We start from the raw sequence: 26177 nt of genomic DNA on the forward strand, positions 1-26177 counted from the left end.
CCAAACGCAAGCGGTTTACCCGGCTTAATCGCCAACCGCCACAAGCTCAATGAGCCCAGTGCCTCCACTGCCGATTTGACATGGTCTTCTTCGCCGACTGATACGCCACCGCTGCTGAGAATAAGATCGGCATTTCCTGCCGCTTTTGCCAGCGCCTGTTGCGTCGCTTCGGGGGTATCTTTCACAATGCCGGGTGTCCAGACATCACAACCCAGTCGTGACAGTAATCCCGATAGCGTAAAGAAATTAGAGTTGTAAATTTTTCCCCGGGGACACGGCATACCTGGCATCACCAGTTCATCACCGGTATTTAACACCGCCACACGTAAGCGACGGTAAACCGAGACATCTGCGACGCCTATTGAAGCCAGTACGCCCAGATGCTGAGGAGCCAGTACCGTACCTTGCATGATCACCTGATCACCAATGTTGATATCCTGCCCCGCCCGGCGAATGTGATCACCTTTGCATGGCTGCCCGACAAAGCGCACACCTGTTCCTTCCAGCCGGGCTTCTTCCTGCATAATCACAGTATCAGCACCCGCAGGAATTTCTGATCCTGTAAATAAACGTACCGCTGTGCCCTGCGCAAAAGCTGTCGCTTGATGACCTGCGGCCACCCGTTGTGATATCTGAAAAACTTTCCCTTCGGCCAGATCCTTATAACTAACCGCATAGCCATCCATTGCGCTGTTATCCGCCGGAGGTACTGCCAGTGTCGAACGAACATCTCGGGCAAGCACTCTGCCAAGCGCATCCTGCAACTCAACCACTTCAGTTTCCTGTACGCTGCTGGCCGCATTTACCAATTGTGCTAAACCGCTTTCGAAAGGCTGTAATTTTCCTGAATCACAAGAGCAACTCATGAGCGCTCCCCGCAGGCGGTTTGTGCATGCGGCAACACCATTTCAACGAAGTTACACGGACGATGACGAGCATCCAACTGTTCTTCAATAATTCGTGTCCAGGCTGTTTTACACGCTTTTGGAGATCCCGGCATACAAAAAATCACTTTACGATTGGCAATCCCGGCCACCGCACGCGACTGAATCGTTGAAGTACCGATCTCTTCATAAGACAAAGTGCGAAACAGCTCACCGTACCCTTCAACGTGTTTATCAAATAATGGCGTGAGCGCTTCGGGGGTACTATCGCGGGTTGTAAAACCGGTGCCGCCGGTCACTAAGATAATTTGCGTGGTGTCACAGGCAATCCAGTTGGATACGGCGGCGCGCAGCTGATAAATATCATCTTTAACAATTTTACGTTCGATACAGCGATGGCCCGTTGCCGTTAACAAAGATTCTAAGGTATCGCCTGAGGTATCTGTTTCAGGGGTTCTGGTATCAGATACAGTTAATACTGCAATATTGAGAGGTCGAAAAACTACCCCTTCTTTAGCATGTCCCATCTGTTTTCTCCACTGTATGACGACTGCCTGCCACTCGCTCACTATGCACTAGCTATAACGCATAGTGACTTTAATCGAGTGATTTTAGCCGTTCAAAACTTTTAATGGTTACATCTCTGCCGCCTACTGTCACGACTTCTTCTTTAATCAACTCTCGTAAAATGCGCGACAGGGTTTCTGGCTGCATCGCTAACCTTGCCGCTATCAGCTGTTTGGCAACAGGGAGATGAATAACCTGATTATTAACAGGATTTTCTCCTGCAAGACCAATGAGATAGCGACATGCCCTGTGGCGTGCATTTTTTAAAGTCAGCGTTTCTATTTCATTCAGGCGCGTGTGCAAACGTCGTGACAAAGTGCCGAGAATTTTAAAACAGCTTTGCGGTGATGACTCTAAAATTTGCAGGTATAAACTGCTGTTAAAGCTAACAACCGTCGTTTTTTCCAAGGACTCAGCGTTAACCGGATAACAACTGAGCTCTTCCATAAACATGATCGCTTCAGCCATAGAGTGTCCTTCCTCGATCACTTCTATCACCTTCTCCTGTCCATCCTTCGAGAACCTGAACAACTTAACGCTGCCAGATACTACGATATAAAAACGATCTGCTTTTTCGCCTTGGGAAAAAAGTTTCTCATGCACTGCCAGATCAATCGGTCGCGCACGCTCAAACAACTGCGCTAATGCATCATCATTTAACGATGAGAACAATGGATGCACTCGCACACGGTCCAGCACGTTGACTCGTATAATCGGATTCATTGTTAATGCTAGCCTCCCGTCATATTCATAAAACGCACAACCTGAGGTTGGTCATCCTGATAAAAAGTATGTTCTTTGGGTTTGTATTGCATCGCATCAATAATGGTTTGCTTCAAACGCTCGGTATCACCCGGATAGCGACGCACTACCGCACGCAGGTCGACAGCATTCTCGCGCCCCAGGCAAAGCAATAACTGCCCCTCCACGGTTAAACGGATGCGGTTACAGCTATCACAAAAATTATGACTGTGTGGCGAGATAAATCCTACGCGGGTATCACTATCCTGCATACGATAATACCGTGAAGGGCCGCCGGTATTCTCGGCTGTGGCTTGTAAAAAATGCTGTTTCTGTATGCGCTCAAGCACTTCATCGCTGGAGCAGAAAGCTTCCTGACGATCATGAGAGCTGACCACGCCTAAAGGCATCTCTTCAATAAAGCTGATATCGATGTTCAGATCACGGGCAAACTCGACAAGATCTACCACCTCATCATCATTACGGCCTTTAAGAACCACTGCGTTGAGCTTGATTCGCTCAAACCCTGCTGCTGCTGCCGCACGAATACCGCCCAGCACCTGATCTAGCTTTTCACGACGGGTTAACGCGGCAAAACGTAACGGCTTTAAAGAATCCAGACTGATATTGAGTCGTTTAATACCCGCTTTTTGTAAAGCATCTGCATAACGTACCAACTGAGAACCGTTAGTCGTCATAGTCACTTCATCTAAACCGGGTAAAGCAGCAAGCTTTTCCACCAGAGAAACAATGTCATGACGTACCAGTGGCTCACCACCTGTGAGGCGGATTTTTTTCACACCTAACTCACTGAACGCCTGGCCGATTGACGCCAGTTCTTCCAACGACAAGACTTGATCCCGGGGAAGAAACTTTACATCTTCTGACATGCAATAAACACAGCGAAAATCACAACGGTCTGTAACAGACATCCGCAGATACTCAATACGCCGTCCGAAGCCATCCATTAATTCTGTGGTAGTCGTACTGCTCATATTTGTCCTGCCAGTGATAGCGCGAATGACTGCACTTGCCTTAATGACACAAGCACTTTTCGATGTGTTTAATTATGCAGCGGCGTGCAACCCTGAAATATACCTAACAGGTGGTAACTCAGCGGATTAGAAGAGATACAAGAAGAACGAATACACAACCCAGGATCATCCATTATTTCTACAAAGCTATATTTCAAAAAAATATATGTCACAAAACTAATAAAAGTTGTAAATCCGGGATATCTACACCATTTTTATTAACTCCGCTATTGACTTAACATCCAAATACATACCAAATAACTATAAAAGAAAAAAAGGAGTAAGAAGATGACAACAAAATTAATTGTTGGTTTAGATGGTGCAGAGCCTGGGGAGCGGGCACTCGATCATGCTAAACACTTATCAAAACTCATTGGTGATTGCACAATCGAACTCGTGTATATCATTGAGTGGTCTCCATACAGTTTCCAAACCCCCGAAGAAAACGCTATGCGCCATAAGCGCAACGAGCAAGAAACAAAAACTGCAACAGAACGTGTGATATCCCCCGCATTGGCTACATTAAAAGCTGAAGGCTTCAAAGCAAACGGACGTGTATTACATGGCGATGCTGCAGAACTACTCAACAAAGTAGCCACTAAAGAGAAAGCTCAGCAAATTATTGTAGCTCGATCGAAGGAAAGTGGCTTTGCAGCAAAACTATTTGGTAGTGTCACTGCAAAACTTGTAATGAGTGCCGGTGTTCCCGTTACCGTCGTAAACTGAGGTTTATTATGCAAAATAAACAAACGATAAGTTGCGCAATAATATCTATTATTTCGTTTTTTCATAGTTCCGCCGCGTTTGCCGAAGGAAGTATAGATGAAACGGTAAATCAAATATTTGCATCGGCAACAGGTTGGTTCGTCAATCTGATTTTTGCACCACTACCCGGCACCAGCTTTCCATGGATCGTTCTATGGTTGGTGACAGGTGCCACCGTTTTTACAATCTACTTCGGATTTATTCAATTCCGTGCAATACGACACTCTGTTGACCTGGTTAAGGGTGATTATTCTGATCCTGACGATGCGGGTGAAGTATCCCACTTCCAGGCACTGGCTACTGCGCTTTCAGGTACCGTCGGTTTAGGTAACATTGCAGGTGTTGCCGTAGCTGTCAGCATTGGTGGTCCGGGAGCTACTTTCTGGATGATTCTTGCAGGCTTAATGGGCATGGCGTCTAAATTTACCGAATGTACACTGGGTGTGAAATACCGCAATGAGTATGCTGATGGAACAGTATCCGGCGGCCCTATGTATTACATTTCCAAAGGCTTCAAGGAGCGCGGCATCCCGGGCGGTAAATTCCTCGCAGGCTTGTTTGCGGTATTTTGTATTCTAGGCTCGCTTGGCGGCGGAAATATGTTCCAGGCGAATCAGGCACATGCCCAGATCAGTAGTATTGTGGGTGATTATCCGGGCTGGATCACGGGTATTATTTTTGCGCTTATCGTGTTTGCAGTGATTGTCGGTGGGATTAAATCTATCGCCAGTGTCACTGAAAAAGTGGTCCCGTTCATGGGTGTGCTATATGTAACAGCAGCATTTGTCATTATTTTGATGAATATTGATAAAGTTGGCTGGGCTTTTGAGCAGATTTTCCTCGGTGCTTTCACTGGATTAGGGATTGCCGGAGGGTTTGTCGGCGCACTGATTCAAGGATTTAAACGTGCTGCATTTTCTAATGAAGCGGGAGTTGGTTCCGCCGCTATTGCCCATTCGGCCGTACGCACCAAAGAACCAATTACGGAAGGCTTAGTCTCTCTGCTGGAGCCATTTATTGATACGGTTGTGATTTGTACGATGACGGCTCTTGTCATTATCATCACCGGACAGTTAACCTCAGATCCAACGACCGGCCTTTATTTAATTGGGGAGAATGGTCGTATTATCACAGCAGATGGTTCATCGGGTGTTGCTTTAACATCGGCAGCTTTCTCATCAGCACTTAGCTGGTTCCCTTACGTGCTTGCTGTTGCTGTTGTACTGTTTGCCTTCTCAACTATGATCAGTTGGTCTTACTATGGCTTAAAAGCCTGGACGTATCTGTTTGGTGAAGGAAAAACAACAGAGTTAGTATTTAAACTAATGTTCTGTGTTTTCGTGGTAATTGGTGCAGCAGCCAATCTTGGCCCTGTCATTGACTTCTCTGATGCTGCTATTTTTGCCATGGCAGTTGCCAACATCATCGGGCTTTACTTCTTAATGCCAATCGTTAAGAAAGAACTGACCTCATACATGTCACGCCTGAAATCAGGTGAAATCAAGAAATTCACAGACTAATCAGTAAAATGTACAATGCCACCTTCGCAAGAAGGTGGCATTTTTTATCTTTACGCTAATTCAGTATTAACTATTTATTCATAGCGTAAACGTCAGCCATATCTTCCTATTCGATCAGCTTGCTAGGTTAATACGATCGGCAGCTTATGAAACCCGCCCACCGGAGCCACTTCCCGCTCTGCTTGTTGATTAGGTGCTAATTCAACAGCCTGCACGCCGAATAACAGTGCCTGCAACGCGATACGCAACTCTAAAGTGGCCAGCAGTCGACCGGGGCAGATGTGTTTTCCTATCCCGTAGACAAGGTTCCGGGCCGCATTTCCTTTAGCGTCGAACTTATTTTTTTTGAAGACAGCCTCATCACGATTAGCTGAAGTCCAGTTAAGTTTAACCATTGCGCCGCTCGGGATATCCTGACCGCCGATTCGCACCGGACACGTAGTGATGCGACGATTAGAAACGAAAGGATCATCAAGACGTAACACTTCATCGATGAAAGCGTCCACTTCGCAGTCTCTGAACTCTCGAAGCTGATCTATCAACTGCGGATTTTCGGCAATATGAGCCAATAGAACGCCGATACACAGGGCGATAGAATTCAAGTCCCCGCCCGTCCAGTTTCGTAGAATCGAAACCAGTTCAGCTTCTGTCAGTAGCCGTCCGTACACCTTTTCGCTGCATAGACGGGTAGTCACGTCGTCTGCTGAATTGCCTTCTGCCGCTCGTCGGGGCTCAACAACCGAGCGGATAATTTCGTCGAACTGTTGTGCAACATCGGCCATCCGGGCACGGTCTCCGGAGCGCGTAGCCCCATGATTCCGGGCCATCCATGCCAACAGTCGGGGCTCCAACCCGGCGGGCCAACCCAACCATTCACACTGAGCTCGCACGGCGAATACGCTGCCGATTTCACTCACAGCATCCAGCACCTTGCCTCTGGGCAATTGTGCTACCAGATCAGTTGCAACACGCGTAAACACGGGAATGAACGGTTCCAGTGCTTCAGGGCTCAAGTACCGCTCGATAATTTCCCGGTAATTTGTATGCTCGTCGCCGTCTAATCCGTTAGGCACCTGGAGATAGTGAGAGACATTGCTGGAAAAGCGTTCATGATCCTGGGCGGCAGCAACAACATCGGCATGCCTGAGCAACACCCATTCGCCCGAGACGTTTTTTACTACCGGATGCTGAGGACGTAATTCATCGGTGTAAGCGCGCAAATCGCGGCCTACGGCGGATAAGTCTTCTGGCATGTGGTCGGTCATAGTAGCTCCTTTTGACCATCAAAGCCTGGTATCCAGGCCAGAGTTACTTCAGTTGTTGAAATCCCGGATCGCTAAGGTCTGTTTCTAACAGCAAAATGCCACTTCTCATGGAGGTGGCATTTACGCGACTCATACAACTCGTCAGGTATTCATGCAGTAAATTTCAGGAATATCCTCCAACCCACTGATATCAACATTGAGCTCCTTGATGATGCCGTCTTCGATGCTGTATATCCAGCCATGAACTGTCAGTTCATGGCCATGTTTCCAGGCTCTTTGAACGACTTTGCTATGACAAATATTAGTGACTTGTTTTTGTACGCTCAATTCACATAAGCGGTCTACCCGCTGATCTTCATCAGCCTCAGCATTCAATATGTCCCGGTATTCAAAACCAATATCTTTTAAGTGACGCAACCAGTTATCGATCAATCCCAAATCCTGATTACCCAGCGCCGCTTTAACACCACCACAGCCATAGTGCCCACAAACAATAATGTGCTTCACTTTTAAGACTTCAACCGCGTAATGCAGTACCGCCATGCAGTTCAGGTCGGTGTGAAGAACCAGGTTAGCAATATTGCGATGTACGAACAGCTCGCCCGGCAGCATACCAACGATCTCATTCGCCGGAACGCGACTATCAGAACAACCAATCCATAAGTATTCCGGCTTTTGCTGTTCCGACAGCTCTTTAAAAAAGCCCGGGCACTGTATTTCCATAAAGCGTGCCCATTGCTTATTATTATCCAGCAAATCACTTAGCATCTGTTGTACTCATTATTGCATTAAGGGTGAATCAGCGCTCTGAATGTCCAGGCCCTCAATAGAAGCCTGGCCTGCCAGCAATGAGATATACTGATTGATACTGCGGCGATAGACCTGATCTTTCAGGTAAGTTGCAATACGATCTGCCACCATATGGTATAATAATGGTTTGCCTTCCACGCGTTTATCAAGACGTACAATATGGTATCCGTAGCGGCTTTCAACCGGGTGCAGGGCCAAGCCCTCTTCCATCTTAAATACCTGGCGCTCAAATTCCGCGACAGTTTGCCCTTTATCCAGCTGTCCTAATTCACCGTTGACCTCTTTAGAAGGGCAATCTGAATACTGTTTTGCCAGATCCGCAAAACGCTCTGGGTTTTTCACTAATTCAGCAATCAGTGTCTCTGCCTGCTGAGCTGCGAATTCACGCGCGTGCTGGTCTTGTGGGTCTGCACCTAACAAAATATGGCTGGCGGCGACTAATACCGGTGTTGTGAATTTATTCTGGTTGGCAAGAAAATAGCGTTCACATGCTTCATCATCCGGAATCGGCTGCTGCACTTCCTGAGCGATCAGAGTTCTGATCAGCGCTTCTTCCTGACTTTCACCAGTGAGTATTTCGGCACTCAACTCTAACTCTTTGGCGCGTTGCAACAGTAACTCTTTTACTACTAAAGCCGAGGCGGCTTTTTGATGAGCAGCCTCTATTGAATCAGCAGCGTGATATTGCATCTCTTGCAAAATCTCGGCTTCTTCAATCGCGTGGCCATTAACACTGACAGGTACGAAGTCATCAACAATATCTGACACCGTAATTGAATCGATAAGTTCCATAAGAGTCTCCTGAAAACAGGGGCAGCAAGCCGCCCCCTTTCGATAGCTTTATCGTGATTAACGTTGGCGCACAATCTGGTAACTGCGTGCCAGGTACTTCAGAGGAGCACTCCAGACATGTACCAAACGCGTGAACGGGAACAACAAGAAGACCGTCATACCCAGAAAGATATGCAGCTTATAGATAAAGCTGACACCCACCAGATAATCAGCTGCTCCACCGTTAAAGGTCACAATACCCTGCGCCCAGCCAGCTAATAGCAACATAACACTGCCATCCAGATGCCCTAGCGACGCAAAGATAGTGAATAATCCCAGCACAACCTGAACCATTAATATAACCAAAATCAATATATCGGCTGTAGTACTGGATGCACGAATACGTGGATTATACAGACGACGCTGAAGTAATAACGCGGCACCTATCAAGCATGCCACACCGGCTATACCGCCAATCACGATAGCGATCACCTGCTTAGTACCTGCAGACATGAAAGGCGCATAAAATGCATGCGGCATTAACAAGCCAACTAAGTGTCCAAAGAAGATGGTGAGTATTCCCACATGGAACAAGTTACTGGCGCGACGCATACCTGCATTACTCAGCATCTGGCTTGAACCACTTTTCCAGGTATATTGCTCACGGTCATATCGCACCCAACTGCCGACCAGAAATACTGAGCCGGCAAGGTATGGGTAGATACCAAAGAGCAAGTCATTTAGATAAGACATTTTTCTTCTCCTCGGCCCCTCAAGAGCCGGATGGTCCTGCGGGGGTGAACTGTTTAACAGCATCGCTGATATACAACGGCTGCACCTGTTCCAACTCACGGCGACGCTGCGTCACTGCATCATTGCCGCAATCCTGAGTTGTTGGTTCTGTGAAACGAACCATTTCCTCTTCCCATACTTTATCAAGTGCTTCGGGTGTATCGTCGGCGGATTCACTAGCAACTTTTGTTACTAGCTCCTTGCGCTCAACAACGGCACCAGAAATCTCTATCAAGGCAGTACAGAGCGGCGCATAAATACTATTACGCTGCGCTAACCGGGTTTCCAGTAGCGCCAGAATATGACTAACATCAGTCAACCACTGTTGCACTTCCTCCATCGGACGCTTAGACAGGTACTCCAAAAACAACGGGATATAATCCGGCAGCTCTTTGGCATCAAGCTGGAAGCCGTTATCTTCATAAACAGCCATCAGATCTACCATCGCCTGACCACGGTCACGGGATTCACCGTGGACGTGCTCAAACAAAAGCAATGACAGTGAGCGACCACGATCAAACAGGCCAACATAATTGTCCTGAGCATCAAGCAGGTCCATGCTGCACAACTGATCGACAAATTTAATCAGCGGTTCACGCTGCCCGTCGGGCAGCGCTGGGTCGGCGCTGATCTCTTCGATCAACTCCTGCCGTATACCTAATAGCTCCTCACTGGGATAATCCAGCAACAAGGAGATCACTTTAAGACTACGCATCTTATCGGTCCTCGTCGTTCAGCAGCGCAGGATCTACCTGCTGCACACCACTGATCTTTTTAACCATGGTGACGGTCTGCTTCTTAGCACCAAACATATTGGTCTCTTCACCACCACCGCAACCGTTGCCAAAAGTGAAACCACAGCCGCCTCTTTCAGGGAATGCATCCGTAGCAAGTTCACGATGACTGGTGGGTATGACAAAGCGGTCTTCGTAGTTGGCAATCGCCAGATAGCGGTACATCTCCTGTACCTGCGCTTCTGTCAGATCCACATCTTCCAGCACTTGCAGATTGACTTTACCTTCCACCTGTTCATCACGTTTGTAAGCACGCATCGCTAACAGACGTTTCAGAGCCAGACGAACGGGTTTTTCATCACCGGCAGTCAACAAATTAGCCAGGTATTTAACCGGAATACGCAGTGAATCCACATCCGGAATCGCACCATTCATGCCAATAGAACCGGCATCAGCCGCGGATTGAATCGGACTCAGTGGTGGCACATACCAAACCATCGGTAATGTGCGGTACTCAGGATGCAAAGGCAGAGCCAGCTTCCAGTCAACTGCCATTTTGTAAACCGGTGATCTCTGTGCCGCTGTAATCACGTTATCAGTAACGCCATCCAGTTTTGCCTGAGCAATCACTTTAGGATCAAACGGATCCAGGAAGATCTCCAGCTGTTTCTCGTACAGATCCTGCTCACTACCGCTGGCTGCTACTTCTTCAATACGATCAGCGTCATACAAGAGCACGCCGAGGTAACGAATACGACCTACACAGGTTTCTGAGCAAACAGTTGGCATACCGGATTCAATACGTGGGTAACAGAAAATACACTTCTCTGATTTACCACTTTTCCAGTTGTAATAGATCTTTTTGTACGGGCAGCCGCTAACGCACATACGCCAGCCACGACACTTGTCCTGATCGATCAGAACAATACCGTCTTCTTCACGTTTGTAGATCGCGCCACTTGGGCAAGAAGCTACACACGCAGGGTTCAGACAGTGCTCGCACAAACGTGGCAAGTACATCATGAAGGTGTTCTCGAACTGTCCGTAGATCTCCTTCTGTACATTGTCGAAGTTTTTATCTTTGGAGCGTTTAGAGAACTCTGTTCCCAGAATCTCTTCCCAGTTTGGGCCCCACTCAATTTTCTTCATTCGCTGACCTGTGATCAGTGAACGAGGACGCGCGACCGGCTGGTGTTTACCTTCCGGTGCGTTGTGCAGGTGCTGGTAATCAAAATCAAACGGCTCATAGTAATCGTCAATCTCTGGCAGATCCGGGTTAGCGAAGATATTCGCCAACACACGCCATTTGCCTCCGATACGCGGTTCGATGCTGCCATCAACTTTACGGACCCAGCCGCCTTTCCATTTTTCCTGGTTTTCCCACTCTTTCGGATAACCGATGCCGGGTTTGGTTTCTACGTTGTTAAACCAGGCATATTCAGTCCCTTCACGTGAGGTCCAGACGTTTTTACAGGTAATTGAACAAGTGTGACAACCAATACATTTGTCAAGGTTCAGCACCATACCTACTTGGGAGCGGATTTTCATTTCGCTGCCTCCTGAGTGTAATCGTTGTCTTCACCATCTAACCAATCGATATTTTTCATCTTACGCACGATGACAAATTCATCACGGTTAGAACCCACAGTACCGTAGTAGTTAAAACCGTACGATTGCTGTGCATAACCACCAATCATGTGTGTCGGTTTAGGACATATACGCGTCACCGAATTATGAATCCCCCCTCGATTGCCGGTTGTTTCTGAGCCGGGTATGTTGACGATACGTTCCTGTGCGTGATACATCATTGTCATACCGAGTGGCACACGCTGCGACACCACCGCACGGCAGGCAATCGCGCCGTTAGCGTTAAACACTTCTATCCAATCGTTATCTTCGATACCGGCGCTGCCAGCATCGCCTTCACTCATCCAGACAATCGGACCACCCCGCGACAACGTCAGCATCAGCAAGTTATCGGAGTAGGTTGAATGGATACCCCATTTTTGGTGAGGTGTAATGAAGTTCAACGCGATTTCCGGATTACCGTTGGGTTTTTTGTTCATCAACGGCGCAACCGACTTGGTGTTGATCGGCGGACGATAAGAGACAAAGCCTTCTCCGAAGTCGCGCATCCATTCATGATCCTGATAGAACTGCTGACGACCGGTAACCGTGCGCCAAGGGATCAATTCATGAACGTTGGTGTAACAGGCATTGTAAGACACGTGCTCATCTTCCAGACCCGACCATGTCGGTGAGGAGATAATCTTACGCGGCTGCGCCTGCACATCACGAAAGCGAATTTTCTCTTCCTGTTTAGGTTTTGCTAAATGCGTATGATCAAGACCGGTCATTTCACTCAATGCGGCCCAGGCTTTAACTGCTACCTGCCCGTTGGTTTCCGGTGCCAGACTCAAAATCATCTCGCAGGCATCCAGCGCTGTATCCAGTTTCGCGCGGCCTTTATGAATACCTTCTTCGGTATGCGTCCAGTTAAGTTCTTTAAGTAATTTAACTTCGTCTTTGGTATCCCAGGCGATACCCTTACCGCCATTGCCGACATTTTCCAGCAACGGACCAATCGAACTAAAACGCTTATAGGTATTCGGATAATCACGCTCGACCACCATCAGATGTGGCATGGAGATACCCGGTACCGGATCACATTCACCTTTTTTCCAATCCATAATGCCCATAGGCTGGGCCAGCTCTCCCGGCGAGTCATGCTGCATTGGCAGAGTCACCAGATCCTGCTCTACACCTAAATGCCCGACACACACTTCTGAGAATTTTTCAGCGATGCCTTTGTAGATATCCCAGTCAGAACGCGCTTCCCAGGCAGGGTCTGTTGCTGCAGACAATGGATGGATGAACGGATGCATATCCGACGTATTCAGATCGTCTTTTTCATACCAGGTTGCGGTTGGCAACACGATATCTGAGTACAAACACGTAGTAGACATACGGAAGTCCAGAGTCACCAGCAGATCAACCTTGCCTTCAGCTCCTTCTTCATGCCATACGATATCTTCCGGCTTTTTAGTGCCCGCTTCGCCCAGATCCTTATTCATCAAGCCATGAGTGGTACCCAGCAAATATTTCAGCAGGTATTCATGACCCTTACCAGACGAGCCCAGTAGGTTAGAGCGCCAGATAAACATGTTTCGCGGAAAGTTTTTCGGATTATCCGGATCTTCACAGGCAAAGTTAATAGCGCCTGATTTCAGCTGATCAACCGTATAATCCTGAGGCGTTTTACCGGCGGCTTCAGCGGCTTTAACAATGCTCAGTGGGTTCAGATCCAACTGCGGAGCTGATGGCAACCAACCCATGCGTTCTGCACGGATGTTGTAATCAATCAAACTACCGGTCCACTTCGATTTATCAGCCAACGGCGACAGAATCTCAGTTACATCCAGCTTCTCATAGCGCCACTGGCTTGAGTGATTATAGAAGAAAGAGGTACCGTTCATGTGACGCGGTGGGCGCTGCCAATCCAGACCGAAGGCTAACGGTGTCCACCCTGTCTGAGGACGTAATTTTTCCTGACCGACGTAATGCGCCCAACCACCACCAGACTGCCCTACGCAACCACACATGATTAACATGTTCATCAGGCCACGGTAGTTCATGTCCATGTGATACCAGTGGTTCATACCGGCACCGACGATGATCATAGAGCGACCTTTGGTTTTATTCGCTGTATCGGCAAATTCCCGCGCAATCTGAATCGCTACTTTACGATCCACACCGGTGATCTGTTCCTGCCATGCAGGTGTATATGGCGCGTTATCATCGTAGCTGGTTGCAACAAAATCACCACCCAGCCCACGATCAATACCGTAGTTAGCCATCATCAAGTCATAGACGGTTACCAGTAGTGACTCTGAACCGTCAGCTAATTTGACACGTTTGGCTGGAAGGTTGTGGTGGATAATGTCAGAGAAAGCGTTATGTGAGAAATGTTCGTGCTCCACACCGCCGAAGTAGGGGAAGCCGACAGACGCGATCTCATCATGGCTATCCAGCAAGCTCATTTTCAGCGTCGTTGAACGACCTTCCAGAGCTTCTTTCTGCTCGATATTCCATTTACCCTTCTCACCCCAGCGAAAACCGATAGAGCCATTCGGCACTACGTAGCTATCAGTTGCTTCATCGTAAGCTACGGTTTTCCATTTAGGGTTATTGTCCTGACCCATATTGCCATCAAAATCAGAAGCACGGATAAAGCGGCCCGCGGCGTAAGAGCCATCTTCGCGCTGATCCAACTGTACCAGGAATGGCATATCCGTATAGTCACGGCAGTATTCTGTAAAGTAGGCACTTGGATTATCAACGTGGAACTCTTTCAGAATAACGTGGCCGAAAGCCATCGCCAGTGCAGCATCGGTACCCTGCTTAGGGTTCAACCACTGATCACACAATTTTGAAACTTCAGCATAATCAGGCGTAATCGATACTGTTTTCGTACCTTTATAACGTACTTCAGTAAAGAAGTGAGCATCCGGCGTACGTGTCTGAGGAACGTTAGATCCCCAGGCAATAATGTAGTTAGAGTTATACCAGTCGGCTGATTCAGGAACATCAGTCTGTTCACCCCAGGTCATAGGAGACGCGGGCGGCAGATCGCAGTACCAATCATAAAAGCTCAGACAAACGCCACCAATCAACGACAGATAACGCGCACCGGCGGCATAAGAAACCATCGACATCGCAGGAATCGGCGAGAAACCAATCACGCGATCTGGACCGTATTCTTTAATCGTATAGGTATTTGAAGCAGCGATGATCTCGTTTACTTCATCCCATGTGGAGCGTACAAAACCACCCTGTCCACGCATCGACTTATAAGATTTTGCCTTTGCAGAATCTTCAACAATAGACGCCCATGCTTCTACCGGCTCTTTAGTGGCACGTGCTTCACGCCACAATTTAATCAGGCGCTTACGTACGGTTGGATACTTAAGACGATTGGCACTGTATATATACCATGAATAGCTCGCACCACGCGGACAACCACGTGGCTCATGGTTTGGCAGATCCGGGCGTGTACGCGGGTAATCTGTCTGCTGGGTTTCCCAGGTAATCAGACCATTCTTAACGTAAATTTTCCAGCTACAAGAACCCGTACAGTTAACTCCGTGAGTGGAACGGACAACTTTGTCATGCTGCCAGCGCTGACGATATCCATCTTCCCATTCACGGCTTTCTTTAACAGTTTCCCCATGCCCATTAGCAAAGGTGCTCTGCTTTTTCTTTAGAAATCTTAGTCGATCGAGCAAATGACTCATTTTATTCTCTCCTGAAACCGCTAGGTCAGGACGGGGCAGAACCCCGAGCCGTTTTATTAATACGCCGCCAGCGTTAGCTGTCTTGAGCGTATACCGATTTATCCGGTCATAAGACTGTTCTTACATCCCTGCAAAACACGTCCTATTGCTTACTGTGGGCCAACAATAACCCCTTTATTGCCTAAAACTTGTTGATCTACATCAACACTAGGCAAAAGCATAACGACTCCAAAATCCCTGAATACCACTTTGGTGATACACCAAATTACGATAATAAAACATTGTTTTAAAAGGGAAAAAAGATGTAAAACAGCTGACCTTTTCATTCTTAAATCACAATGCAGTGTTTTTGTGGGTAGTCAGAAAATTATAGAAATTCAAAACAAAAAAAGAGCCCGTTGCGGGCTCTTTAGAAGGAAAGTCAGTAGGCTTAACTGGTCATGCTTATGGGTTCTTAAATTCAGCTTTAGGGCCGAGGTAGAACCACCAGTTCAATGCCAAACAGAGCAAGTAAAATACTGCAAAGCCATATAACGCCATTTCTGGTGTTGCCAGCTTGATCTGCTCACCAAACACCTGAGGGATAACAAAAGCACCGTAAGCAGCAACCGCAGATGTCCAACCCAATGCAGGACCCGCCTGTTCTTTCGGGAAAACCATCGCAATCGTACGGAAAGTAGAGCCGTTACCAATCCCGGTGGCAGCAAATAACACTAAGAAAAGACCTAAGAATGGTACAAAATAGTCTTCAGGCGTCGCTGACTGATAAGCGTCTTTAAGGAAGTAGGCAACACCAAGCGCACTAGCAATCATGACGATCGAAACATAATGCGTTACGCGTGCACCACCCATCTTATCGGCCATCCAACCACCAATAGGACGAATAAAAGCACCGATAAACGGCCCCATCCAGGCAAACATTAATGCAGAGGGACCATTAGCATTAATCACGTTGTGAGTCATCACACCATCCACGAGGATATGCTGATAACCGAACACGACTTTGATTGCCAATGCGAAACCGGCGGAGTAACCAATAAAACTACCAAAAGTACTGGTGTAGATAATACTCATTACCCAGGTATGCTTGTTCTCAAAGATTTTAAACTGACGCTTCAGGTTTGGCTTAATATCCCCCGGCACCATTTTCATCAACATAACAGTGGCGAACAATATCCCGACAATCACAGGCCACTTAGCCCAGCCTGGCGCCCCCAAACCCGTTGGTGCAGGCAGAATAATGTAAAGCCCGATAGCCGCTGTAAAGAACCCGATCAACAATAACCCCAACACTTTAGACATCGCACCAATCGGAGAACCGATATCAGGTGAAACATCATCCGTACGGATGTTGTTCATACCAAACCAACCCGCTATCGCCAGCGGTATCAATAACAATAACCAGACAAAGCCTGCATTGTGGATATAAGTTTCAGTACCGGCCGGAATTTTACCGATCAAGGTACCTGAAGTATTTTCCAGAATCATCGGTTCACCACCGAAAATACCGAATGTCATTACCAGCGGCACCAGAATCTGCATGGTGGTTACACCTGCATTACCCAAACCGGCATTCAACCCCAGCGCTAATCCCTGCTGCTTCTTAGGAAAAAAGAAGCTGATGTTAGACATGGATGAAGCAAAGTTACCACCACCAATACCGGACAAGAAAGCCAGCAACTGGAAAATCCACAGTGGCGTATCTTTATCCTGCAATGCGAAACCCGTACCGATAGCAGGAATCATCAAGAGTGCTGTCGTAAAGAAGATGGTATTTCGCCCACCCGCTATACGAATAAAAAAGCTACTCGGTATTCGCAAGGTTGCCCCTGTTAACCCCGCTATCGCCGATAAAGTAAAGAGATCAGCTTTGGCAAAATCAAAACCAAGATTAAGCATTTGTACCGTAATGATGCCCCAGTACAGCCAGACGGCGAAGCCACACAATAGACTGGGAATAGAAATCCAGAGGTTACGGCTAGCGATAGCCTTACCTTCGGACTCCCAGAATTGCTCATCTTCTACGTCCCATTTTTTTATATCAGACATATTTTTTCTCCAGAGTGAACACAGCGGTAGTCTCATGACGCCATCTGCATTCGATCTACATAAACTAAAAACACCTGATAACTGCCTACTTCATCGCAGTAAATATCAGTCGTTTGCAACCTCAAGGTCTTCTTTCAGAAAGTTATTGCGGATCGCTTCCTGCAATCGAGTCCGTCGCTCTTCAACGGAAATACCGTAATACATCACGCACATACATACCGCCAATACACCATAGAGCAACATAAAGCAGGAGCTGCGAACTCCCATCGTATCGGCCATCAGACCGAATAGGATTGGCAGTAAAAAACCGCCAATCGCACCCAGCATGCCGACCATGCCACCCACTACACCCATTCTTTCCGGATAGTAGTCGTACACAAGCCGAAACACGCTGGCCTTCCCAAAGCCCATAGCCACACCCATCACCATCACTAAAGCAGTAAACAACCAGACCGGCATATCAATCACGAAAGTCGTGTCCTCACGAATTCCATGAACTGTCATGGTGGTAGGGGGATAGGAAAGGAAAAACAGGCAAACAAGACAAACCCAGAAGACACTCCAATTAACATGGCGAGCACCTAATTGATCTGCACTCCAGCCTCCCAAAATACGCGTTAGCGCGCCCGGGAGGGTAAACATTAATGTCAGGAACGAGGCCGTCTGGATATCCAGACCGTAATGGCTGACGTAATAATCCGGCAGCCATAATGCGAGTGAAATAAAGCCTCCGAATACAAAGAAATAATAAAGTCCGAAGCGCCACACACGCGCGTCTGCCAAAGGCTTAATCTGTTCGGCTAACTTATAGATACGACGCGGCTGACGCGCCGTTTGCTGATCTTCATCAGTTAACATCCAGAATAAAAAGGCTATCAGCAGCAACACAACCCCGTAAGCCGTTGGAGCCATACGCCAGCCATAAGCAATAATCACTAAGGGTGCAATCAGATTTGTAATAGCAGCACCCAGATTACCTGCGCCAAAAATCCCCATCGCCAAGCCTTGGGAGCGCTCACTGGAACGCGAAGAGACGAAGTGGATACCTACACTGAACATACTACCGGATGCACCAACCCCCAAACCCAACAGCAAATAGTGATTAAAGCCGGAAGCATAAGAAAAAAGAAACAACGGGATACTGACAAACAACAACAGTGCAATCATCAGCTTTCGGCTCCCCCAGCGTTCAGCCAAAATACCCATTGGCAATCGCAGCAAAGCGCCTGTCAGAATTGGCGTCGCTACCAGCACTCCGAATTCTGTTTCAGAAAGCCCTAATTCGTTCTTAATTTGTAAGCCAATAACAGACACCAACGTCCAAACCGCAAAACATGCAGAAAAGGCCAGTGTGGCCATCGCAATCGCGGAAATTTGCTGCTGGTTACTGTTGGCTATCATCGAACACCCATTCAACGTTATAGGAATGGGTATAAAGGTAAGCCCGTAGCCGTTATATTTTGTTGATCGAAATCAAAGCCTAACCTTATGATTAAAGTGGGTTTTTATCAAAATACCACTTTATGAGTACTCCTCATGCTCTTTGTAAGAGCATGATTCTGCTGGTATTTTGCAACGAGTTTACGTAAAACATATATAAAGCCGTATACATCGATCTCTTTGTGAGTATCCGGCAGTATCCGGGGCTGAAATACACACATGCACTTCTTCAAACAATCTATCATTGCCCGCTTAGGCGCTGCGATGCTGGCGATCAGTATCATGGCGGTTGTCAGTATGATCGTATCCGTGATCGTGGCAGAAAGCACACAGGGGGATGCAGCGGGGATCAATGTGGCCGGATCTCTGCGTATGCAATCTTATAAAATCATTGCTGAAACCAGCCAGCTATCCCAAGACCCAGGCGATGAAAAGCTCAGGAAAATACAAGGATCCATATCCGAATTTGAAAATCGCATCAATAGCCCCATTCTCACAGCAGTCATTCCTCAGGATGGGGCTCATGACCTCTACAACCTCCATAACAATCTGGTTAAAGACTGGAATGAGCAGATCCTACCCTCCCTGAATACAGCACTAACCGATACATCAGCAGCACCCAGATATATTGATTTGATAGAGAAGTTTGTCCACAGAATCGATGCAATGGTATTACTGCTGGAACGCAGCACCGAGTCAAAAATAAAACTGCTCAGTATGGTTCAGGCTATCAGCTTGTTTATGACGGTCCTGATTATCTTTATCGCCATGCTGGATATCAAAAATAATGTCGTACACCCCCTGCAGGCATTAGTGCAGATGGCTCGCCGCGCCAGCCACGGTGACCTGACCGCGCGAGTAGAATATGAAAGCCAGGATGAATTAGGCGTGCTGGGTGATGCATTCAATCATATGGCCGAAGAGCTTTCAAAAATCTATACTGATCTTGAGCAACGGGTAGAAAGAAAGACAGCGCTGTTACAACAATCCAATGAATCATTGCAGCTGCTTTATGACACCACCCGCTGCTTTAACCGTAAAGAAGATATTTGCCGTCGCCTCATGCCTGTATTGCAACAGTTGGAAACAGTCAGCCCGTTTGGCCCCATCAAAGTAACGCTGTGTGAACCCAACACTCAGAAAAGCTATCGGGAACTCTCTTCGCAAGCCACTGCCAGACCCGACAGCTGTCGGGTTCTTAGTTGTAATAGCTGCATAGTACAGGACCTGGACCCGCGACAGCATAAAGCGCTATCTCTGCCTATTCAGACACGCGAAACTTATTTTGGTGAATTCAACGCACAATTCCTACCGCACTCACCACCCAATCCATCTGATATAAAACTGATAGAAAGCATTGTAGAAAATCTGGCAATCTCGATGTCGCTTGAACTAAAAGCAGAGCAGGAGCAGAAGCTATCACTGAATGAAGAGCGGGCTGTTATCGCCAGAGAGTTGCATGACTCATTGGCGCAGTCTCTTTCATACCTGAAAATGCAAGTCACTCGATTACAGATATTACGTAAAAAAGATTTTACAGCAGCACAAATTGACGACGTGGTTGATGAACTGAAAGAAGGGCTTAACAACGCTTACCGGCAACTTCGCGAACTACTCACCACCTTCCGCCTCAAACTTGATGATCCAGGATTAGAGCACGCTGTAGACACCACTATCAATGAATTTTCTGAGCGCTTAGGCTTACAAATTGACTATCAATACCGCATTCCTCACATAACACTCACCCCGAATGAAGAGATTCATCTGCTTCAGCTACTCAGAGAAGCGCTCGCCAATGTGGTTAAACATGCACAAGCGACTGAAGTCAGTGTCAGCATCCGGGCAGAGAAAGAAAACATATCGCTCTGCATTGAAGATAATGGTGTTGGCCTTCCGGAAAACAAAGAGCGCACCAATCATTATGGGTTAGTCATTATGCAGGACCGGGCCGCCACGATAAATGGCCAGCTGAGTGTTGAAAACCAACCGGGCGGCGGCACCCGTGTTCTGTTAACATTTAAATCAAAACATCATTGAGCATAACTAAGCATACCTAAGCATACCTAAGCATAACTAAGCATAACTAAGCATAACTAAGCATAACTAAGCATAACTACAAGGACTCAATTTTTATGAGTGAACCCAGCATCGCCAGCATTCTTCTCATTGATGACCACCCCCTGCTGCGTAAAGGCGTTAAACAGCTGATCGAACTGGATGACGAGCTGCGGGTAATTGCAGAGGCCAGTAACGCCATTGATGGCATAAAAGCCGCGAAAGAAACGGAACCGGATCTGATTCTGCTAGACCTGAATATGCCGAATATTAACGGCATAGAGGCACTCAAAATGTTACGTGATGAAGAAGTATCGTCGCGCATCATTGTCTTTACCGTGTCTGACAATGAAGAGGATGTCGTTGCCGCACTAAAAGCCGGTGCAGACGGTTACCTGTTAAAAGATATGGAGCCGGAGGAGCTACTCGTGAGCCTGCATCAGGCAGCGTTAGGTAAGGTCGTTATCAGCGACAAACTGACCACGTTGTTGGCACAGGCACTGCAATCCGGACGTAGCAGTAACAAATCAGATATCAGCAGCCTGACTCCGCGTGAAAAGCAGATCATCAAACTGATTGCCGGCGGACTACCCAATAAACTCATCGCCCGTAAACTCAATATCACCGAAGGCACGGTCAAGGTTCACGTTAAGCATCTACTTAAAAAACTGCGCTTACGCTCCCGTGTTGAAGTCGCCGTTTGGGCGGTACAGGAAGGCCTGGGGTAAAGAGAACTAAAGAGAGCCAAAGCTGGCAATTCTGCTCATAGATCTGTTATATATTAGGCGTAGCAAATATACATCGTGATATCTTTCTTAGATACACCAACCTCAATGCGCCGGAAATTCTGTGATGAAAGTTTTTTTTCAAAAACCTTATATCTTCTTTATCGTTTTACTCATGGGCCTTGCCGCCGCAGCTTTTCTGATAAAAAACAAACCCGCCATTGAGCATACAGATTCCGGGATGCCGGCTAAGCCGGTCGATGTTATTTCTGTGCGCAGCATTCCGATGAGTCCCCACGTCACGGCGTATGGAACCGTTGAGCCCTCGGTTTCATTAAAGATCAAAGCGCAAGTCAGCGGCAAAGTCAGCTACCTTCACCCCAATCTGCAATCCGGTTCGAGTATTTCAGCGGGTACTTTGGTTATCAGGATCGACCAGGAAGATTCCCAGGTATCACTTAACCAAAGTGAAGCAGATCTGCGCGCTAACCTTTCTTCGCTGGCACAACTTGATGAAGAGGAAAAAACCACACGTCGTTCTTTGCAATATGCCAAAGAGAACCTTCGCGTTGCTGAAAAAGAGTTAGCCAGGATCAGAGGCATTTGGGAAAAGCAGCTCATCTCCCGATCTGCATTAGATGCAGAAGAACAAAAAGTGCTGCTACTGCGCCAAAGTACTACCGATTTACAAGGCAAGCTCAATGCCTTCAGTAGCCGCAGGGACTCCATCAAAGCACAGATTGAACGCGCCACTGAGCAGGTAAAAGGCCAGACCACCACCTTGAGCCGCACCGAGATCCATATGCCTTTTGATGCGCGTATCGGTGATGTGCTGGTAGAGGAAGGGGAATATGTCACGCTAGGCACTTACCTGTTTGAATCTCTGGCCATCAATCGTATTGAAGTAAACGCCCAGCTTCCAATACAACAGATGCGTACTTTGGTGAGTACCGGGCTGTTAAACAGCAGTCCGGCATCTCAAAGTGCCGATTTAAGCCTGATTCTGAAAAGACTGAAGTTAAGCGCAACAGTGAGCTTAGTGGGAGGCAGTTCTGACGCTATCTGGGAAGCCGAGTTGCTGCGCTTCAGCGAATCCATTGACCCGATTCGCAGGACTCTCGGCGTTGTCGTCGCAGTGGATAACCCTTATCAAAAAGTTATTCCCGGAAAGCGCCCCCCTCTGATTAAAGGCATGTACACCGCGGTTGATCTCTATGCACCGGAGTATCCAGCTATTGTCATTCCGCGTAGGGCCTTACATGAAGGCCGTGTATATCTGGTTAATGCCCGGCAGCGTCTGGAAATAAGACCCGTTAAAGTACTATTTCAACAAGGCAACCTGCTGGTGATTGAATCCGGGTTGCAAGCTGACGAGCAACTGATCATCAATGATCTTATTCCGGTGATTGAAGGCATGCCACTGTTACCGGAAGTAGACAGCCATTTTGAAGCGCAGTTAATACAACTGGCCAAAAGACCGCAAGTCACTGAAACCTCTGCACAGATAAAGGCTGATATCCAAAGGTCAATACCATGATCCGTTACTTTGCCGGTCATCCGACAGCGGCCAATATTCTGATGGTGGTGATTATTCTGCTCGGTCTGGTTGCCCTGCCTCAGCTAAACAAAGAAACATTTCCAGAAGTGAAGCTCAACAAAGTCAGCGTGACGGTTGCCTACCCGGGTGCAAGCCCTGCGGATGTTGAAGAGGGGCTGTGCAATCGTCTGGAAGACGCCACCGACGGCATTAGCTTTCTTGAAGAACAAATGTGTGAAGCACGCGATAACTTAGCAACACTGACACTGGACATGCAGGAAGCCGGTGATATTAAGCAGTTCGTCAATGATGTAAAAACCGCCATTGATGCCATCAATGACTTCCCGGCAAAGGCCGAAGATCCCGTTGTTAAAGAGCTCGGTCGCACGGAAACAGTACTCAGTATTGCCGTCACCGCCGATATTACCATGCCCGAACTGAAAGCCCTGGCAGAATATTATCGTAATCGTTTGCTGGCACTCCCTGACATCCCCATTGTGACCGTCAGCGGTTTTTCAACACATGAGTTAAGTGTGCAGGTCCAACCTGATGCTATGCGCCAGTATCAGCTGAGCATTCAGGATGTGGCGAACCTGATCTCCGCCCAGGCCATTGATCTGCCCGCAGGCATTTTGGAAGGAAAACAAAACTCTTATCAGATCCGTATTGAAAATGCGCGCCGTACCGTCAGTGAATTGGAAGATTTGGTTATTTTGGATAACGCCCGCGGCGGCCAACTGAGACTCAGCGATATAGCGACCATAAAAGACAATTTTATTAACGAAGAACAATACACCCAAGTCAATGGTAAGCCTGCAGCCCTGATGCAGATCAGCAAGAACAAAACGGACGACAGCTTAACCATTTTTAACGCGGCTAAGGCGTTTGTCGATGTTGAAAACAGTCGCTTACCAGCGGGTACGGCATTAATCATCACACAAGATTCTGCCTCTATCGTACAGGACAGGCTAAGCCTGCTCCTGAAAAATGGCTGGCAAGGTCTGCTACTGGCAACCCTTGCGCTATTTATGTTTTTTAACTGGCGCTATACATTTTGGGTGGCACTGGGGCTGCCTATCTCCTTTCTCGGTGGCCTGGTGATCATGTCTGCCATGGGGGTTAGTATTAATATGATCTCCATGGTCGCCCTATTAATGGCGATTGGTATTCTAATGGATGATGCCATTGTGCTTTCCGAAAGCATCGATCATGAATACCGAAAAGGTAAAAGCCCTTTTCAAGCAAGCATCGACGGCATTAAAAAGGTAGCACGCGGTGTGCTTTCATCTTTCATTACATCCAGCATTTTGTTTGGTAGCCTGCTGCTGCTTAAAGGAGATATGGGCCAGATATTAGGCGTTCTTCCGGTCGTTCTACTCGCCGTATTGTCGATCAGTCTGATTGAAGCATTCCTGATTCTGCCGCATCACTTACAACACTCGTTATCACATCAGAGTGGCCGTGAAATATCACCTTGGCGGGTTAGCTTTGAAGCTCAATTTGAAAGACTCCGCATGCAGGTAGGAAGAATGGCGGATAACGCGATACGCTACCGCTATCTGACGGTAGGTATCGCCCTTGTTTTGTTTATGCTGTCCATCAGCATGGTGATTTCAGGTAATGTGAAGTTCAAAGGTTTTCCGGATATAGAAGGAAATCAGCTTGATGTACGCATCCTGATGCCACAAGGCACACCTTTTGAGCGAACCAGAGAAGTGGTCGCGATTCTGACAAATAGCCTTGAACAAACGATCGAGAAACTTCCCGCTGAAACAGAAGGTAAACTGATTAAAAACAGCGCCATATTTTTCAGCCGTAATGACGATGCTGACGAAGAGGGAGCACATTTGGCGACGATCAGTCTGGACCTGCTCGATGCAGAAAAACGCCAGACCTCGTTGGTCGAACTAAAAAGGGTCTGGCGTGAGTCCACACCGCAGATCAGAGATGCGATTTCGATACAGTTTAAAGAACCCAAATTCGGTCCCTCCGGCCAGGCTATCTCTATCCGTTTGCAAGGTGGCGATATGGATACACTTTACAATGCCTCATGGGAATTGCAGAACTGGCTGCGCGGCTATCCGGGCACGGCTAACATCCTGTCGGATATCCGTCCGGGAAAAACTGAGTTAGGTGTGCAACTTCAGGCTGGAGCACTCAGCTCAGGCATTGATGTTCAAGGACTATCATCGCAGCTAAGAGCGGCCTATCAAGGCGTAAAAGTGGCTGACATCTATCGTGGCAGTGAAGCCTACGAAATTAACGTTAAACTCGACAGCGACCCGGAGAACGCGTTACGCGATTTCGAAAATCTGAGTCTGTTCTCTAATAATGGGACCGACATCCCGTTAAGTGCGATTGCCGAGATTTCGGAGAGCCGCCAGTATTCGCGCATTGTGCGCGTCAACCACCAGCGCACGGTAACCATCAATGGTGATGTCGATACCCAGTTGGCTAATACCAGTGAAATTATAAATCACACTCGCGAGCAGTTTTTACCTCAGTTGAAAGCACGTTACCCTGAGCTGACTTTCAGCCTTGAGGGGGAAGTCAAAAATGACCAGGAAACCAGCGGCTCAGTATTAACCGGCTTTATTCTGGGTATTGCGGGTGTCTATTTACTGTTAAGTCTGCAGTTTTCCAACTTTAAAGAGCCCGTAATTGTTTTACTCAATATTCCCCTGGCACTGATCGGCGTGATTTGGGGCCATTATGCAATGGGCCTGAATCTGAGTTTACCCAGCATGATCGGTTTTGTATCACTGGCGGGCGTTGTGGTAAATGATTCTATTCTGCTCGTCGAGTTCGTAAAAACCCGCAGCCTGGAAGGGATGAGCCTGCATGATGCCGCAGGGCAAGCGGTACGTGACCGTTTTCGCGCCATTTTTCTGACATCCATAACCACCGTGGCCGGAATGATTCCATTATTATCAGAAACCAGCTTACAAGCTCAGGTCTTAGTACCCTTAGTTGCCAGCGTCGTATTTGGCATGCTCTCTTCTACGCTGCTACTGCTGCTGGTACTACCCGCCTCCTATGCGATTCTCGAGGACCTCGGGTTTACCGAGTTAGATAGCCTGAGCGACGATAAACGCCCTGCCTATACCTGACCAGGCCTGACTGAATACACGTTACAAACACCCGACATAGAGATGACCAGGTGAACATTTGTATTCTTTATGGATACTGGATTA

Annotated in this window: 19 protein-coding genes; 6 read left to right on the top strand and 13 right to left on the bottom strand. The window is 47.6% G+C overall.

Going from position 1 to position 26177, the window contains the following annotated elements; translation table 11 throughout:
• The 4 genes from ABY436_RS07285 to moaA form a co-directional block, all read right to left on the bottom strand.
• On the bottom strand, positions 1–866 hold an 866-nt coding region (locus ABY436_RS07285; RefSeq protein ID WP_372738330.1), incomplete at its 3' end, for a molybdopterin molybdotransferase MoeA.
• Positions 863–1411 carry a molybdenum cofactor biosynthesis protein B gene (gene moaB, locus ABY436_RS07290; RefSeq protein ID WP_372738331.1) on the bottom strand — a complete coding sequence of 183 codons (549 nt, stop codon included), beginning with the start codon at positions 1409–1411 and terminating at the stop codon, positions 863–865. The genes ABY436_RS07285 and moaB, both read right to left, overlap by 4 nt.
• A 70-nt stretch (positions 1412–1481) precedes the next feature.
• The gene (locus ABY436_RS07295; protein WP_372738332.1) at positions 1482–2174 is read right to left on the bottom strand and encodes a Crp/Fnr family transcriptional regulator; all 693 of its coding nucleotides are present in this window, start codon (positions 2172–2174) and stop codon (positions 1482–1484) included.
• Between the two features lie 8 nt (positions 2175–2182).
• Positions 2183–3187, bottom strand: coding sequence for a GTP 3',8-cyclase MoaA (moaA, locus tag ABY436_RS07300; RefSeq protein WP_372738333.1), 1005 nt, complete (start codon positions 3185–3187; stop codon positions 2183–2185).
• 327 nt (positions 3188–3514) lie between these two features.
• On the opposite strand from moaA, the gene ABY436_RS07305 reads away from it, so the two are divergent.
• The gene (locus ABY436_RS07305) at positions 3515–3952 is read left to right on the top strand and encodes a universal stress protein (protein WP_090729466.1); all 438 of its coding nucleotides are present in this window, start codon (positions 3515–3517) and stop codon (positions 3950–3952) included.
• A gap of 8 nt (positions 3953–3960) precedes the next feature.
• The gene (locus ABY436_RS07310; RefSeq protein WP_372738334.1) at positions 3961–5511 is read left to right on the top strand and encodes an alanine/glycine:cation symporter family protein; all 1551 of its coding nucleotides are present in this window, start codon (positions 3961–3963) and stop codon (positions 5509–5511) included.
• Positions 5512–5633: 122 nt separating this feature from the next.
• Here the strand turns inward: ABY436_RS07310 and ABY436_RS07315 are convergent, their stop codons facing one another.
• The 9 genes from ABY436_RS07315 to ABY436_RS07355 all read right to left on the bottom strand — a co-directional run bounded on the left by ABY436_RS07315 (position 5634) and on the right by ABY436_RS07355 (position 18627).
• Complete coding sequence (locus ABY436_RS07315) at positions 5634–6776, bottom strand: cytochrome P450 (RefSeq protein ID WP_372738335.1); 1143 nt, start codon at positions 6774–6776, stop codon at positions 5634–5636.
• A 141-nt stretch (positions 6777–6917) separates the two neighbouring features.
• On the bottom strand, positions 6918–7544 hold the full coding sequence (can, locus tag ABY436_RS07320) for a carbonate dehydratase (RefSeq protein ID WP_372738336.1): 627 nt from the start codon (positions 7542–7544) through the stop codon (positions 6918–6920).
• A 12-nt stretch (positions 7545–7556) separates the two neighbouring features.
• A complete protein-coding gene (locus ABY436_RS07325; RefSeq protein ID WP_372738337.1) occupies positions 7557–8378 on the bottom strand; it encodes a peptidylprolyl isomerase in 822 nt (273 codons plus the stop codon).
• A gap of 57 nt (positions 8379–8435) precedes the next feature.
• A complete protein-coding gene (narI, locus tag ABY436_RS07330) occupies positions 8436–9110 on the bottom strand; it encodes a respiratory nitrate reductase subunit gamma (RefSeq protein ID WP_372738338.1) in 675 nt (224 codons plus the stop codon).
• 19 nt (positions 9111–9129) lie between these two features.
• Positions 9130–9864: a nitrate reductase molybdenum cofactor assembly chaperone gene (gene narJ / locus ABY436_RS07335; protein WP_372738339.1), complete on the bottom strand. Its 735-nt coding sequence runs from the start codon at positions 9862–9864 to the stop codon at positions 9130–9132.
• Between the two features lies 1 nt (position 9865).
• Positions 9866–11431, bottom strand: a complete 1566-nt coding sequence (gene narH, locus ABY436_RS07340; RefSeq protein WP_372738340.1) for a nitrate reductase subunit beta — start codon at positions 11429–11431, stop codon at positions 9866–9868.
• Entirely contained in the window at positions 11428–15177 is a 3750-nt protein-coding gene (locus tag ABY436_RS07345) for a nitrate reductase subunit alpha (RefSeq protein ID WP_372738341.1), read from the bottom strand. Before ABY436_RS07345 ends, narH begins: the two co-directional genes overlap by 4 nt.
• Before the next feature lie 444 nt (positions 15178–15621).
• A complete protein-coding gene (locus ABY436_RS07350; protein WP_372738342.1) occupies positions 15622–17226 on the bottom strand; it encodes an antiporter in 1605 nt (534 codons plus the stop codon).
• 105 nt (positions 17227–17331) lie between these two features.
• Positions 17332–18627 (bottom strand): nitrate/nitrite transporter, encoded by a 1296-nt coding sequence (locus tag ABY436_RS07355; RefSeq protein WP_372738343.1) that lies wholly within the window; start codon positions 18625–18627, stop codon positions 17332–17334.
• 258 nt (positions 18628–18885) lie between these two features.
• On the opposite strand from ABY436_RS07355, the gene ABY436_RS07360 reads away from it, so the two are divergent.
• The 4 genes from ABY436_RS07360 to ABY436_RS07375 all read left to right on the top strand — a co-directional run bounded on the left by ABY436_RS07360 (position 18886) and on the right by ABY436_RS07375 (position 26093).
• Positions 18886–20703, top strand: coding sequence for an ATP-binding protein (locus ABY436_RS07360; RefSeq protein ID WP_372738344.1), 1818 nt, complete (start codon positions 18886–18888; stop codon positions 20701–20703).
• A gap of 95 nt (positions 20704–20798) precedes the next feature.
• Positions 20799–21449 (top strand): two-component system response regulator NarL, encoded by a 651-nt coding sequence (narL, locus tag ABY436_RS07365; protein ID WP_372738345.1) that lies wholly within the window; start codon positions 20799–20801, stop codon positions 21447–21449.
• 124 nt (positions 21450–21573) lie between these two features.
• Positions 21574–22983, top strand: a complete 1410-nt coding sequence (locus ABY436_RS07370; protein WP_372738346.1) for an efflux RND transporter periplasmic adaptor subunit — start codon at positions 21574–21576, stop codon at positions 22981–22983.
• A complete protein-coding gene (locus tag ABY436_RS07375) occupies positions 22980–26093 on the top strand; it encodes an efflux RND transporter permease subunit (RefSeq protein WP_372738347.1) in 3114 nt (1037 codons plus the stop codon). Before ABY436_RS07370 ends, ABY436_RS07375 begins: the two co-directional genes overlap by 4 nt.
• Positions 26094–26177 lie beyond the last annotated feature (84 nt).

This window comes from Neptunomonas sp., assembly GCF_041601355.1.
Taxonomy (GTDB): Bacteria; Pseudomonadota; Gammaproteobacteria; order Pseudomonadales; family Balneatricaceae; genus Neptunomonas.